General features: G+C 52.6%; 12 protein-coding genes. 9 read left to right on the top strand and 3 right to left on the bottom strand.

From position 1 onward, the window contains the following. Positions 1-62 precede the first annotated feature (62 nt). The 3 genes from ACTU44_RS14800 to yjfF are packed head-to-tail and all read left to right on the top strand — an operon-like array spanning position 63 to position 3,611. Positions 63-1,586, top strand: a complete 1,524-nt coding sequence (locus tag ACTU44_RS14800) for a sugar ABC transporter ATP-binding protein (RefSeq protein WP_462095777.1) — start codon at positions 63-65, stop codon at positions 1,584-1,586. A 41-nt stretch (positions 1,587-1,627) separates the two neighbouring features. Beyond that, positions 1,628-2,644, top strand: a complete 1,017-nt coding sequence (locus ACTU44_RS14795; protein WP_258548638.1) for an ABC transporter permease — start codon at positions 1,628-1,630, stop codon at positions 2,642-2,644. Further along, entirely contained in the window at positions 2,634-3,611 is a 978-nt protein-coding gene (gene yjfF, locus ACTU44_RS14790; protein WP_114097229.1) for a galactofuranose ABC transporter, permease protein YjfF, read from the top strand. Before ACTU44_RS14795 ends, yjfF begins: the two co-directional genes overlap by 11 nt. Positions 3,612-3,752: 141 nt before the next feature. On the opposite strand, the gene ACTU44_RS14785 is transcribed toward yjfF, so the two are convergent. Then, the gene (locus tag ACTU44_RS14785; RefSeq protein ID WP_114097230.1) at positions 3,753-4,499 is read right to left on the bottom strand and encodes a FadR/GntR family transcriptional regulator; all 747 of its coding nucleotides are present in this window, start codon (positions 4,497-4,499) and stop codon (positions 3,753-3,755) included. Positions 4,500-5,046: 547 nt separating this feature from the next. Here ACTU44_RS14785 and ACTU44_RS14780 point away from each other — a divergent pair. From ACTU44_RS14780 to ACTU44_RS14760, 5 genes are all read left to right on the top strand, one after another. Continuing rightward, entirely contained in the window at positions 5,047-5,820 is a 774-nt protein-coding gene (locus ACTU44_RS14780; protein WP_114097231.1) for an SDR family NAD(P)-dependent oxidoreductase, read from the top strand. Positions 5,821-5,879: 59 nt separating this feature from the next. Then, positions 5,880-6,869, top strand: a complete 990-nt coding sequence (araD1, locus tag ACTU44_RS14775; RefSeq protein WP_114097232.1) for an AraD1 family protein — start codon at positions 5,880-5,882, stop codon at positions 6,867-6,869. Between the two features lie 224 nt (positions 6,870-7,093). Next, the gene (locus ACTU44_RS14770) at positions 7,094-9,124 is read left to right on the top strand and encodes an ATP-dependent nuclease (RefSeq protein ID WP_462095776.1); all 2,031 of its coding nucleotides are present in this window, start codon (positions 7,094-7,096) and stop codon (positions 9,122-9,124) included. Next, complete coding sequence (locus ACTU44_RS14765) at positions 9,108-11,189, top strand: UvrD-helicase domain-containing protein (RefSeq protein ID WP_462095775.1); 2,082 nt, start codon at positions 9,108-9,110, stop codon at positions 11,187-11,189. The genes ACTU44_RS14770 and ACTU44_RS14765 overlap by 17 nt, the downstream gene beginning before the upstream one ends. Positions 11,190-11,195: 6 nt before the next feature. Next, entirely contained in the window at positions 11,196-11,696 is a 501-nt protein-coding gene (locus ACTU44_RS14760; protein WP_462095774.1) for a hypothetical protein, read from the top strand. Positions 11,697-11,858: 162 nt separating this feature from the next. On the opposite strand, the gene ACTU44_RS14755 is transcribed toward ACTU44_RS14760, so the two are convergent. Further along, positions 11,859-13,076: an MFS transporter gene (locus tag ACTU44_RS14755; protein ID WP_462095773.1), complete on the bottom strand. Its 1,218-nt coding sequence runs from the start codon at positions 13,074-13,076 to the stop codon at positions 11,859-11,861. 109 nt (positions 13,077-13,185) lie between these two features. On the opposite strand from ACTU44_RS14755, the gene ACTU44_RS14750 reads away from it, so the two are divergent. Then, complete coding sequence (locus ACTU44_RS14750) at positions 13,186-14,202, top strand: cupin domain-containing protein (protein WP_462095772.1); 1,017 nt, start codon at positions 13,186-13,188, stop codon at positions 14,200-14,202. An 8-nt stretch (positions 14,203-14,210) separates the two neighbouring features. On the opposite strand, the gene ACTU44_RS14745 is transcribed toward ACTU44_RS14750, so the two are convergent. Further along, the gene (locus ACTU44_RS14745; RefSeq protein ID WP_462095771.1) at positions 14,211-14,972 is read right to left on the bottom strand and encodes an IclR family transcriptional regulator; all 762 of its coding nucleotides are present in this window, start codon (positions 14,970-14,972) and stop codon (positions 14,211-14,213) included. Between the last annotated feature and the right edge of the window lie 56 nt (positions 14,973-15,028).

Here is a 15,028-nt window from a genome sequence, read left to right as displayed (position 1 = left end):
ATGCCGGGGTGCGTCATGCTGTATCGGGATAAAAATCTGAATAACAGGGAGAGGGTGAGGCAATGACAGACACCGCACTTTCTGCAGGGACGGAAGATATCGTTCTTTCGGTGCGCGGTGCCGGAAAGTTCTTTCCCGGCGTCAAGGCGTTACAGGATGTCGATTTCGACCTGAAACGCGGCGAAATTCATGCCCTTCTTGGGGAAAACGGGGCGGGTAAATCCACCCTGATCAAAGTAATTACCGGGGTTCATCCCCGCGACGCCGGGGCGGTTATGCTCGACGGCGAGGAAATCCACCCGCAGCATCCGGGCGATGCGCAGGGGTTGGGGATTTCGACAGTTTATCAGGAAGTCAATCTGGTGCCGACCTTGTCGGTTGCCGAAAACCTGATGCTCGAACGCCAGACACGAAAGTTTGGCCTGATTTCATGGAAAAAGACCGAGGCCGATGCCAAGGCGGCACTGGAGATACTTGGTCTTGATATTGATGTGAACCGGCCGCTTGGATCCTATTCGGTGGCGATCCAGCAGCTTGTTGCCATCGCACGCGCCGTGGCGCTGGATGCACGCGTTCTGATTTTGGATGAACCAACGGCATCGCTTGACGGTGAAGAAATCAAGACGCTGTTTCGCATCATGCGCGAGCTGCGCGACAAGGGACTGGGTATTGTCTTTGTGACCCATTTCCTTGATCAGGTCTATGCGGTTACGGATCGTATCACGGTTCTGCGCAACGGACGTCTGGTCGGAACATTTGTGACCAGTGAACTTGCACAGATTGATCTGATCAATCACATGCTTGGCCGTGAACTGGCCGAGGTCAGTGCCCATCGTCATCAGGATGAAGGTAGCTATTCCGGGCCCAAACGCACCATTCAGATCAAGAATCTTGGCAAGAAGCGTGTGCTTGAACCGGTGTCCCTTGATCTTCAGGCCGGCGAAATCGTTGGTCTGGCAGGCCTTCTGGGATCCGGGCGAACCGAACTTTCCGAACTGATATTCGGAACGCAAAAGGCTGATAGCGGTCTTGTGTTCCTTGACGGGGAACCGGTGATGTTGCGATCCCCGCGTCATGCGATCCGGTCGGGCTTTGGCCTGTGTCCGGAAGACCGCAAACAGGATGGTATTGTAGCGGAACTGAGTGTGCGCGAAAATATTGTTCTGGCCCTTCAGGGGCGGCGTGGTTGGCTGCGTCCGATCCCGCGCGCCGAGCAACAGAAATTTGCCGATGACATGATCAAGGCGCTGGGTATTGCGACGCCAGACAGTGAAAAACCGGTCGGGCAGTTGAGTGGTGGCAACCAGCAAAAGGTCATTCTGGCGCGCTGGTTGGTTTCAAAACCGATCCTTCTGATCCTTGATGAACCGACCCGTGGCATTGATGTCGGTGCGCATGCCGACATCATCAAACTGATCAAGGAGCTTTGCGACGAAGGTCTGGCCTTGCTGGTCGCCTCAAGCGAGCTTGAAGAAATCGTCGCCTTTGCCGATCGCGTTGCAGTAATGCGTGATCGTGAAAAGGTTTCCGAACTGGTGGGTGCGGAAATCACCCAGAACAAGATCATCGAGGCAATTGCGCGATGACCAGTTTGCAAGACAAAAAGAAATTACGGGAAAGCAGCACCATGTCTGCATCTTCTTTGATAAGTCGGCCCTGGTTCGGCCCGGTCGCGGCACTGGTTCTGATTGTGCTGGGGATCGGGGTGATTTCGCCCGACTTCTTTAGTATCCGCATTGTTGACGGGCATCTTTATGGATCGCTGGTCGATGTCGTTCATCGTGGCGCGTCAACAGCACTTGTGGCTGTTGGCATGGCGATTGTCATCGGGACGCGCGGGATTGACCTTTCTGTGGGGTCGATCATTGCCATTTCCGGGGCGGTGATGGCGGTTCTGATCCGTGACACCGATTTGCATCCGGCAGTGATTATCCTGGCCGCACTTGGGGCCGGTGTGCTGTGTGGATTGTGGAACGGGGTACTTGTTGCGTTCCTTGATATTCAGCCGATTATTGCCACCCTGATCCTGATGGTCGCGGGACGTGGTATTGCCCAGATGATCACCGGTGGTCAGATTGTGACCTTCCATGGTGAGTTTTTCGAGGCCATTGGCAGTGGCTATTTGCTGGGTATTCCCTGGCGCGTGATCATTGCGGCTGCAGTGATTGCCGCGATCTATTTCATCATGCGCAAGACGGCCCTTGGCCTGTTTGTTGAGTCGGTTGGTGGCAACGCACGCGCCAGCCGGGTTGCAGGCATTGATGCACGTGGCATCAAGCTGATGGCCTATGCGGCATCTGGCCTGTGTTCTGCCTTTGCCGGGATCATTATTGCGGCTGATATTCGCGGGGCGGATGCCAATAATGCCGGGCTTTGGCTTGAACTTGATGCGATCCTTGCCGTCGTGATTGGCGGTGCATCGCTGATGGGCGGCCGGTTCTTTATTGCCATGACGGTGATTGGTGTTCTGATCATTCAGGCCCTGACGACCGGCATTCTTCTGTCGGGCTTGCCGTCGCAATATACCCTGATCGTCAAGGCAGCAGTGGTGATGGTTGTGCTTCTTGTGCAGGCACCAAAATCGCGTCAACTGGTCGGGCAGGCGATGGAACGCTTGAAGCGGGGAAAAGCAGATGAAAATTAATGAACGTTTTTACCCGATCCTGGCGACGCTGGCGGTTCTGGCCTTGCTGTATGGTTACGGGATTTTTGAACATCGCGCCTTTTCCGATACCTATGTTCTGGGCGCACTTCTGACCGATAATGCCTTTTTGATCATTACCGCCGTGGGCATGACATTTGTCATTCTTTCGGGCGGGATTGACCTGTCTGTCGGGTCAATGATCGCCTTTATCGGGGTTCTGATGGCCGAACTGGTTACCGGGTTTGGCATGCACCCGCTGATGGCAGCGCTGATTTCGCTGATTGTCGGTGCGGCGTTCGGGGCTTTCATGGGCGTCATCATCGCCAAGTTCGATATTCAGCCCTTTATCATCACGCTTGCAGGCATGTTCTTTTTGCGCGGGGTCTGCTTCCTGATCAATCTGGATTCCGTTCCGATTGATCACCCGTTTGTTGCGGCTTTCAGCGGTTTCAAGGTCCAGCTGCCCGGCCGTGGGTGGTTGACAGCATCAGCACTTCTGATGCTGGCGACCGTGATTGGCGGGGTGGTAATTGCCCATTACACGCGATTTGGGCGCAATGTCTATGCGATTGGCGGCGACCGTCATTCGGCCGAGCTTCTGGGCATTCCGGTTCATAGCACCATCATTCGCGTTTACACCCTGTCGGGTTTCTTCAGTGCGCTTTCAGGTGTGGTCTTTGCGTTCTATACCGCATCGGCCTATCCGCTGGCAGCTGTCGGGGTCGAGCTTGACGCGATTGCCGCTGTGGTGATTGGCGGGACGCTTCTGACCGGCGGGATGGGCTTTGTGATGGGAACGTTCTTTGGCGGGATCATCATGGGGGTTATCCAGACCCTGATCGCCTTTGACGGATCGCTTAACAGCTGGTGGACAAAGATCATGATTGGTGCCTTGCTGTTTGGCTTTATCGTCCTGCAACGTCTGATCACCCGGTCCTTCTCGGGGATGCGGGCCGGGACGACGTGATCCGGATCGCAAGTCTGTATCCATATCCATGCAAACAGGCACCCATCGGGTGCCTGTTTTTTTATGCGCGATCCGGAACGCGCAAACAAAAAATGCTGCGGTCATCGCGCAGCATTTTTATCGGGTGGAATGCAGCCGGTATTACAGCCCGATCTGGTCCCAGTCATGTTCGACCGACATGCCAAGTTGCTGGCGCAACTGGCGCATGGTGCCGCGCAGAAGGCGGCGCATGGCTTCGCGGGCGTCGCCCGGTTCTCGCTGGGCGATGGCCTTATAGACGGCCAGATGATCCGGAAGGGATTTGACATGGGCCTTTGGGCCGCCTGACGACAGGCGGAACGACCCGATGAGCGCCGTTTCGATCAACATGCCAAACGATTTCATGAAATCATTGCCCGACGCATCAAGGATCGCCTGATGAAAGGCAAGGTCGGTCATATAGACCGCGTCTGTACCCAGTTCGGCATTTTCCATGCCGGTATAGGCCGCTTCGATCAGGGCAAGCTGTTCTTCGGTCGCACGTTCGGCGGCCATGGCGGCGGTGTTCGGCTCGATAATCATGCGGGTTTCAAACAGGCCATAAAGGAATGCCGGGTCCGGGTCCGGGAAGTGCCAGGACAGAACATCGGGATCCAGCAGGTTCCAGCTTGAGCGTGGCTTGACGCGTGTACCGGTTTTGGGGCGGCTTTCGATCAGGCCTTTGGCCGATAGAATTTTGATCGCCTCGCGCAGGGCCGTGCGCGATACATCAAGGGATTCACTTAAGGCAGCCTCGGTCGGAAGCACATCACCCGGTGCCAGCTGGCCCGAAACAATCCGGGCTCCTAAATCGTGCGCAACAATGCTGTGCAGGCTGCGTTTGGCATAGGTTCTCGACATGGACGACATTAAATTCCCTCCGGCATGGCCTTATTGGTAAACAAAAAGGCAAAAGGCCCGCTTTGCAATTATTCATATAATATGAATTAATTTCGAGGGCAACTTATCTGACCCCATCAAGGCTTTGTGTTGCAAAGCATATAATTAATTCGGAGAGGGAGGAGGTCAGCCGAACGGGATGCCAAAGGTCACGAAGTTATAGACTACCATGCGGCAGATCGAAAGAACTCACTTCACCCGTTTGTCGCTTGACAGGCCCGGATATCCTGATCATTAATGTTATTGTATGAAGAATTAAAAAGCATAATTTTCAGGAGGAAGCATCATGAATACGAGCGGGGCGAAACAGCCGGACTGCTGAGCCCGATGCCAAACCGGTAAAAATTGCAGGCAGCAATCTGCCCTTCGGGGCTTTTGTCTTTTGCGCTGCACATATTCGGGATTGATGCAATTTCTGATAATTTTGAATAGAGAAACGGACCGTGCGGGGCGGAGTCCCTGTGTCCGGGCCGAAAGAGAAACAAAGAGAAACCAGACGACGGGAGAAGCAACGATCATGTCTGATCGCATGCCGACACACTATACCAGCCTTGAAGACAAGTCGGTGTTTATCACCGGTGGCGCATCGGGCATTGGCGAGGCGATTGTGACCGCCTTTGTTGAACAGGGCGCGAAAGTCGCCTTTGTCGACATCATGGAAGATGCGGGCGCAGCGCTTGTTGAAAAATTGTCAAAGGATGCGCGCAATGCGCCGGTCTTTATCAAATGCGACCTGACCGATGTTGACGCCTTGCGCGCGGCGATCGCCAGGGCAGCCGAGATCAATGGCCCGATCACCGGGCTTTTGAACAACGCGGCGAACGATACCCGTCATAAATGGCAGGACGTGACCCCGGAATACTGGGATGAGCGCCAGGCAATCAATATTCGCCCGTCCTTCTTTGCCATTCAGGCCGTTGCACCGATGATGCAGCAAAACGGTGGCGGCGCGATCATTAATTTCGGTTCTGTCAGCTGGATGATGGGGCAGGGCGGTATGCCCGGCTATACCACGGCCAAGGCAGCAACCCATGGCCTGACGCGCGGCATGGCGCGTGATCTGGGCAAGGATCATATCCGGGTCAATACGTTGGTTCCGGGTTGGGTCATGACCCAGCGCCAGCTTGATCTTTGGGTTGACGAGGCGGCCGAGCGCGAAATCGACGAGCGCCAGTGCCTTAAGAACAAGGTGATGCCACAGGATATCGCGCGCATGGCGCTGTTCCTGATTTCCGATGAAAGCCGGATGGTTACCGCCCAGAACTTTATCGTTGATGGTGGCTGGGTCTGATCGCAGACCCGCCAGCACGACATTCACGCACAGACAAAGATCACTCGGGACGAATTTTCATGAGACTGGTTCAATACAAGGATACCGCTGGCGCCCAGCATGTTGCCGTTGTCGAAGATCAGGATACCCTGATTGCCCTGACCGGTGTTGCCACCACCCGCGAACTGGCGGGTATCGCGATTGCGCAAGGGGTTACCATGATCGAGGCCGCCAAGGCCCGCATGGGCGAGGAACGCCTCGATTATAATGCAATTGCATCCGAAGGCCGCCTTTTAGCGCCGATCACCCATGCCGATCCGGCACATTTTCTGGTGACGGGCACCGGTCTTACCCATCTGGGGTCGGCATCCGCACGTGCGAACATGCACAAGGCCGACAACAAGGCGGCTGACGAAACCGATTCCATGAAGATGTTCCGCATGGGGGTTGAGGGTGGCAAACCTGCCGCCGGTCAGAAGGGCGTTCAGCCCGAATGGTTCTATAAGGGCGATGGTTCGGTTGTTGCCAATCCGGGTGCGGATATTCCGAGCCCGTCCTTTGCCCTTGATGGCAGTGAAGAACCCGAAATTGCTGCGATCTATGTCATTGATCAGGATGGCAATCCGGTGCGTATCGGCTTCGCGATTGGCAACGAGTTTTCCGACCATGTCATGGAACGCCAGAACTATCTTTATCTGGCGCATTCAAAACTGCGCGCATGCTCGATGGGACCGGAATTGCTGCTGGGCGATCTGCCCAGCCATGTCGAAGGCACCTCGCGCCTGTATCGCGATGGCAAGGTGATCTGGGAAAAGCCGTTCCTGAGCGGCGAAGACAATATGTCGCACTCGCTCGCCAACCTTGAATATCATCATTTCAAATATGACCTGTTCTGCCGTCCGGGCGATGTCCATGCGCATTTCTTTGGTACCGCGACGCTGTCCTTTGCCGATGGCATCAAAACGCAGGATGGCGATGAATTTGAAATCGAAGCTGCACCCTTCGGGCGTGCCATTCGCAACCGCCTGAAAGTTCAGGCGGAACGTCCGGTGGTGATCAAAACCATCTGATATTTCGGGAATTCTCGTAATTCCAAGGGGCGTAAAAGCCTCGTCTCCCTCCGAACGACACGAACTCCCCCGGCGCAGAAATGTGCCGGGGTTTTCTTTTTTAACTTTAGGTTGTGGTTTGGTGGTTGTTTGTGTTCTGCTAAAGTACGTTTTGGAGGGGCCGAAGCCTAATTAGGGAAGATAGATCTTTCCCTTTTTTCTAAAAATTGAGGATCGGATATTTAATGTATCTTGAGCAGGTTTCTATCAAGAATTTTAGACTTTTTGAAAATTTGGATTTGGTTTTAAATCCGGGTCTCAATGTTTTGGTGGGCGAGAATAACTCCGGTAAAACGGCGCTGATTGACGCAATCAGAATGGTTCTGGGCTCAAACTCTTCTGACCGAACTTTCGTATCAGAAACAGATTTTTTTGAATCCGCTGATACATTTTCGATCCAGCTTAAGTTTTCAGATGTGGACGAGCATGCACACAGGTTTGTTGAACATCTGTCTTCTGAGGAGTTCCTTGCAAAAGATGGTACGGCGAAGCGCAAATCCGTTCTATGCATTCAATTAACTGCCAAAAGGACTGGTAAGGAACGAAGAGGATATCCGTATATTAAGACCGATATTCGATCTGGAATCGATGGCAATGGGCTTCTTCTAGAGTCCGAAATTCGCGACTTTTTGGCTGCGACCTATCTTAAACCTCTAAGGGATGCAGAGGCCGAACTATCATCGGGGCGAGCTTCCCGGCTATCGCAGATTCTGAATTCCTCGAAGGATATTCGTGAAAGCGCTGACTCTATCCTTTCTATTGTCGCAGCTGCGAATGACCAACTTCTTCATGATGATAGTGCACTAAAGAAATCGGCAAACAGTATACGAGACAGCTATCTTCATAATCTGATCTTCGAGAATGACAAAGATACTCTTGGCGTTTTTGTTGATATTGCTGGCGTGCGCGGCAATGGTTTCGGCGAGTTAACAGATATAGCTAAGCGTCGTCATCTAAGGTCAATTCTCGAAGGTTTGAGCTTGGCGCTTACAGATGACCGAAAATTGCATGGATTAGGCTACCATAATCTACTTTTCATGGCGGCTGAGCTTCTTCTATTGGAGCAAGAAGTAGGAAGTGAGTTTCCCTTGCTTTTGATTGAGGAACCCGAAGCGCATCTTCATCCTCAGCTTCAAATGAAATTGCTCCAATTCATTGATCAGAAAGTCCACTCGGACGCTAACCCTGATGGAATTCAGTGCCTCTTAACAACTCATAGCCCGAATTTATCGTCAAAGGCTGATCCATCCACCGTCATTTTGCTAGGTGATGGCAATGCTTGGCCTCTTCGTCCTGAAGAAACAGAATTAGCCCCCGATGACTATATCTTTCTACGAAAGTTCTTGGATGCGACGAAGGCGAACGTCTTTTTCGCCAAAGGCCTCCTTTTTGTGGAGGGAGATGCCGAAAATATATTGCTTCCAACGCTATCAGAGTTTCTCGAGCGGCCGCTTGAAAATTATGGTGTTTCCATTGTCAAGTACGACAACAGCGGATCGTGGAAACGGTTTGCAAGGTTATTCCTTCGCAGAAACAAGAACGATTTGCCCCTCAAGTGGACTTCGACGCGAATCTGCATTCTGCGTGATCTCGACCTTTGGCCGCAATGTGCTGAAGAAACTTTGGGCGATATCAATCCTAATGGCTTTATCAAAAGGAAAGAGCCTGATGTGAACGGGCGAGGTGGAAATGTCAAATACTGGGAGCTTGCTGACGAAGATCAACGTGATATCCAAATCAGAGACATGAAGAGGCAACATAAGCAATACAATGGGGAAAGTTTAGAACGGCAAGGCATAAAAATATGTATTTCTGATCGGTGGACGTTTGAGTTTTGTCTTGCCCGATATGGTTTGTTTTCGGAATGCTGCTCAGCACTCGGTATTGACGCAATCGACGGGTCTGATGATGAAAAGGCTACATATATTCAGCGTGAGATAGACAAGACCAAGACCGATTTTGCTTACGCCCTAGGTTCTATTCTCTCCGATCAACGTAAAGAAGCAGTACGAGAAGCTCTAGAGAAGATTCCTGAGGATCAACGAGAGAATCTTGACGTTAAAGCACAGGCAATTCGCACGGCGAATACAGAGTATGCCGATGTTCTAAGAAGTAAACTGCCGCCCTATATTGTTGAGGCAATAGAGCATGTTACAGCTCCTTTTGATGATCGTGTTCGAGCTGCGGGGGAGGCGGAAAATGCCGAGCCCGCTTGATGGTCTTATCACGAGGCAAGACATTGCCGATTTTGCGGCGAACGAGCATCTTGTGCTCGACGACGAAGATCGTATTGGAGTTCTTGAGGCTACAAGATCTATTGATGTTCAGGCATGTCCGGGAAGCGGAAAAACCACACTAATCGCGGCTAAGTTGATGTTGTTGGCAAAGAAATGGCCGTTCCAAGATCGTGGTGTTTGTGTTCTCTCGCACACGAATGTTGCTAAGGACGAGATCTTTCGCCGCCTTCATCAGTCAAACATAATCGAAACGCAAAACCTTCTTGTGTATCCGCATTTCATAGGAACCATTCAGGAGTTCGTTAACCGGTTTCTTGCTCTACCAGCTCTTCGTTCTCGCGGTATAAAAGACATTACGGTGGACAACGATGCTTACGTAAAAGCAGCAAACACTCTGCTTGGGCGTGGCGAATTCGGCTGGCTTCAGGGAACGCTTAACGGTTTGGGGTCAGCAGAAAATATTGATGGGTTCCTTCGAAGTACATTTCGGTATTGGGTCAAGGGCAACACAGAAGTCCATATTAGTAAAAAACCAAAGGCGTGGAGTAGGCCTGATTATTTAGAGCGTGCCAAAAGAGACTTGAACCGCCTGAAATGCTATTTGGATGAGCAAGGTTTATACTTGTTTAGGGACATGTATACTCTAGCGGAAATTGCCTTGGATCAGAACCAAATCCTTGCAAAAACAGTTAGTTCACGATTTCCTTGTCTGTTCCTTGACGAGATGCAGGACACACAGAAATTTCAAGATGACCTCTTGCGTGTGATTTTTCCTGCCGACAACACCAATCTAAGTGTTCAAAGGTTTGGTGATCCCGATCAGGCGATATTTCATGGGATTGGTTCGGAGGATCCTAACGAGAGCTTCAACAGAAAAACTGATGACGATATGGATTTTGTGATCGATAAATCGCATCGATTTACAGCCAATATTTCAGAAAAAATTGCTAAATTCAGCTTCAATTCAATTGAATTGGAATCAGAGCTTTCGGATAAACATCTGGAAGAGCGAAAGCTTTTGCACGCGCAGGCGAACGAATTCGAGAATACTATTATCATTTTTGACAATGAGAGTATTACAAAGGTAATCCCCATCTTTCTAGACGTCGTTTCTCAGCAATTTAGTAATGAACATATCCGGTCAGATGACTTCACGGTAAAAATCATTGGTGCCGTAGGAAAAGAAACAGTCGAAGATGCTCAACTGACGATAGGTCACTATTGGACTGATTATGATAAGGCGAAATCAGTCAAAAATTTTCGGGAAAATACGCTGATCGAAGCTGTTCGACTATGCAGAGAACGTTCGCATTTGAATTGGGCGGACAATTATAAACTTTTGATCGATTGTTTTCTAAGGATACTGCGCAACGCCAGAGTTCGCGATCCTAATGATGCTTACTTTAATACAACGACGCTGCGTGAGCACTTGATCGAAAACGGAGGTTGGCGGAGTTTTAGGGAGTTCATCCATTTGTGTCTCAATCCAACTCGCGAACTGGATGCGATATTTTGGAGTAACTCAGTCCCTGCCTTATGCGCCAATCTTAATCTCAATTGTACGATCAATCCGGCTAGGGATTATTTTGCATTTAGTGAACCAGTATTAGCCGAAGCAGATTCGGACGGTCTGGATGAAAACGCTGATGTTGGACTGGTATGTCTTCCAGACAATGCCATTAGGCACCCAAAAGGGTTCAGGGTAGAGCTATCTACAATCCATGGCGTTAAGGGAGAGACCCACGACGCTACTCTCGTGCTTGAGACAAAATTTTACTGCTATGATCTAGGGGAAATGGTTCCTTATTTAACTGGCGAACTGCCAAGTGCAGATCATCCAAATTCTGCGCTAAGGTCTGGCCCTCACGCACGTGCCGCTTTTAAGCCCAATCAGAAATTTATGCGCCAGTTCTATGTGGCAATGAGTCGTCCGAAACATTTGCTGGGTTTGGCGGTTCATACTGACCGGATAACTGAAGAACAAAAAACAGCGCTGACCCGAATTGGCTGGAAAGTAAACGATCTTTCTCAGGTCGTGGAGTAACTGATAATGGCACGAGGTCAGGGAAAATGGTCAGAACCTAATGTACCGCATAAGGGTTGGTCTTGCGTGGATGTTGAAGATTTGGGTTCACCGGATGCAGTCTGCGAAATGTGCGAAACACAAGAAATTCGCTATGTCCACTATATGACGCATCCCGATCATCATGAAACTCTTGGTGTTGGGTGCGTTTGCGCTGAGCACATGGAAGAGGATTATGAAGCTCCTCGTCGCCGTGAACGTCAGTTGCGGAACTCCGTTCAACGAAAGCAACGTTGGTTGCGCCGGAAATGGCGAATTTCAAACAAAGGGAACGCTTACCTCAATACGGATGGCTTCAACATTACTGTCTTCAGAAAGCCGAACGGGACGTGGGGAGGTACATTGATCGACCGGCGGACAAATCAGTCTGTTTCGTCACGGCGCGTATACCGAACTGAGGATCAGGCGAAGCTCGCTGCATTTGATGCGATGATATTCTTGAAAAATGAACGCGGCTGGGGAGCATAGATTGCCCGCTTTGATAAATGGATTCCCGCCTGCGCGGGAATGACGGGGTTGGTGGCGTTCGGGGTGCTGGGTATCGGTAGAATGCAAAAAGGGCAGCGGATTGGTTTCGCTGCCCTTGGTTTTGGTGGTTGGTGTGTTTGCGGTCGTGACGCGAAGGGCGCGTTATGTTTGTTCACTAACCGCCGGAGCAGGGCGGAGCACCATGGTCACGATGATGGATGCAACGATCAGGACTGTGCCGCCGACAGCAAATACACCCATGGCACCGGTGAAATCGACCAGAAGTCCGCCAAGAACCGCACCGCTGGCAATTGCGGTCTGGAAGCCCGCGACAACAAGGCCGCCGCCGCTTTCGGCTTCGTCCGGAACCGTGCGCGTGATCCAGGTTGACCAGGCAACCGGGACGCCGCCAAATGCTGCACCCCAGATCGCAACAAGAACGATGGTCGGAGTGAGTGCGCCATTGATCATCACCATACCAAGGGTCGCAAGCCCCATGACAAGCGGCATCAGGGCGATGGTCATGCGAAGCGAACGGGCGATCAGCGCCCCTGCCAGATGGGTGCCGATAAAATTGGCAAGCCCGAAGCCCAGCAGCACGCCGGAAACACCCGCCGTTGCCACACCCGTCACATTTTCAAGGAACGGCCGGACATAGGTGAACAGGGCAAAGTGACCGGTGATGATGATGACCAGTGAAAACAGGCCAAACTTCATGCCCGGACGATTGATCAGGTCAACAAGGGTGCGAAGCGACGCCCGTCCGCGCGGTGGCAGGGATGGCAGGGTTGCGAACTGAACGATGAAGGTGATCACACCAATGCCTGCGGCCAGCAGGAACACTGCGCGCCAGCTTATAATGTCGCCAAGGAAGCTGCCAACCGGGGCGGCAAAGACCGTGGCAGCCGAAACGCCACTGAACATGATGGCAAGGGCGCGCGGCACCTGTTTTTCTGGCACCAGTCGCATGATGGTGGCCGCCGACATGGTCCAGAAACCGCCAAGGGCAATGCCCAAAAGAACACGGCCAAGCAGCAGGAAGGCAAAGCTTTCGGCCATGGCGACCATGACGCTTGAAATCACCAGCAAGATCGAGAAGCTCAGCAAGACATTGCGCCGGTCAAAACGGCGGGTCACGGTCGCAATCAGAAGGCTTGTGATCAGCGCGAGAAAGGCCGTGGCCGAAATGGCCTGTCCTGCCAGACCTTCGGAGACGTGAAGGTCGTATGCAATCGGGGTCAGCAGGCTGACCGGGAGGAATTCGGCTGTGACCAGTCCGAAGACCCCGAGTGTCATGGATATGACGGCAGCCCATGCGGCGGGCGCTGGCGCGACGGAAGGCGTCTGCGCGGGCCGGGTGCCTGATTGTGGTTCACTCATGGGGAGGTCCTTTGAATTTGCGTTTTTGCGTTGCACCCAAAATAGTCTGGACCGCCCGGACGATCTATGACAGTTTGTCTGAATTGAATGATCAATCGTCCGGAATATCATGTCGCCCATCGCAAATACCGCATTTAACAGCCCGTCAGACCATATCGGAGGCCCGTTCAATGCGGCTGGTCACGACATGGTCAATGAGCTTCTTTCGGGGGTGCGCCTGCGCGGTCTTGACTATCGCCGGATCGAGATTTCGACCCCCTATGGCCTGCGCTTTGGCGAGGATGTCGATGATGGCCGTGCATGGTTTCATTTCATCGGGCAGGGCAATGTCCATCTGCGCACCAAAAGCGGGGCGGTCCATGTTCTGGGCTGTGGGGATGCGGTGTTGTTGCCCTGCGCGGGTATTCACGACCTTTACAGCGAAGATGGCGTTGCACTTCGCAGTGTGGATACCTTTGAAAAGGCACCTTTATGTGATGCGGCATCGGAAATCAGGGCTTGTGAGGCCGATGTTTGCCGGTCAAAGGACAACCTGATTTTCAGTTGTGCGATGGAGTTTGATCTGGGCTGGTTGCACCCGCTGGCCCATCTCAAGCCGGAACTGATGCATATCGAAACCGTACCCGATCATGATCCGCAAATCCCGGCGATCCTTGATGTCATGACAGCCGAGCTTCGGGCAAAACGTCCGGGCTATGGCGTGATCCTGACGAGGCTAGCCGATGTTGTGGCCGCCGCCATTCTCAGGCGCTGGGTCGAGGCGGGCTGTGATGTGTGTGGCTGGGTCGAGGCAGTGCGTGATCCCAAGCTGGCAAGGCTTCTGGCAGCCCTTCACAAGGAACCGGGGCGGAACTGGTCGGTGGCCGATATGGCGTCTGAAATGGGGATGTCACGTTCGGTCTTTGCCGAACGGTTTGTTGAGCTGACCAAGGCAACCCCGCAACAATATCTGACCAATCTGCGCATGCGTCTGGCCAGTCAGTGGATCGGACGTGATAACCTGTCTCTGGACGAAGTTGCCGATCGGCTGGGTTATGCCTCGGTCGCGGCATTCAGCCGCGCATTCAAGCGCACCACGGGTATGTCACCCGGTGCGGTGCGCAAGGCAGATTATGCTGCCCTATAAAGGGTGGATTACGCTGCACCATAAAGGGCGTTACGGGCTGAAAGTGCGGCTGATTGCAGGTAGTCCAGATAAGATTTGCGGTTCTGATCAAGCGTTGCCGGTGACGCGCCAAATACCGACAGGGCCGATATCATCTTGCCATGCTGGGTCGTGATCGGAACGGCGATGGCGTAGATGTCATTTTCGCGTTCGCCATTGTTGGTGGAAAAACCCTGTGCGCGGATGGCCGCAAGTTCGGACTTCAGGGTGTCAAGATCGGTGATGGTGTGATCGGTCATGCCGGTCAGGGTGGCATTTTTGAAATAGCGGTCCTGATCTTCATCGCTCATATGGGTCAGCCACAATTTGCCATGGGCGGTGCAAAAGGCATCAAGTTTCGAACCAATCCGGATATCCACATAAAGCGGCCGGTCGGGCAGGGCCTTGGCGATGCAGATCGCCATATCGCGATCAAACTCGGTCGCCATGCAGGCCTCCCCGGTGTCACGCGCCAGCTGATCAAGGATCGGCTGCAGCAGGGTCGGCAGATTGCCGTCATGCAAAACCCGCTCGCCCAGATCGGCAAACATATATCCCAAACGGAAGACCCCGCGTGATGTGGCGCGAAGCGCACCGGCATGGACCAGGGTGTGCAAAAAACGATGTGCGGTGATCATGTTGATATCAAGCGCATCAGCGGTTTCCTTTGCGGTGAGTTCGGTCTTCCCCGCTGCAAACAGATCCAGAATTTTGAAGGCCTTAAGGACCGAACCGTTGAGCTGACTGGTCATGATGTTCCGCTGCCTGATGTGGTGGCTGGTGTGATTGGTGATAGTGCAAAGCTGAT

This window comes from Thalassospira sp. SM2505, from assembly GCF_054901115.1.
The sequence above is the reverse complement of the archived record's forward strand: the minus strand, read 5'-3'. Positions and strand labels throughout refer to the sequence as shown.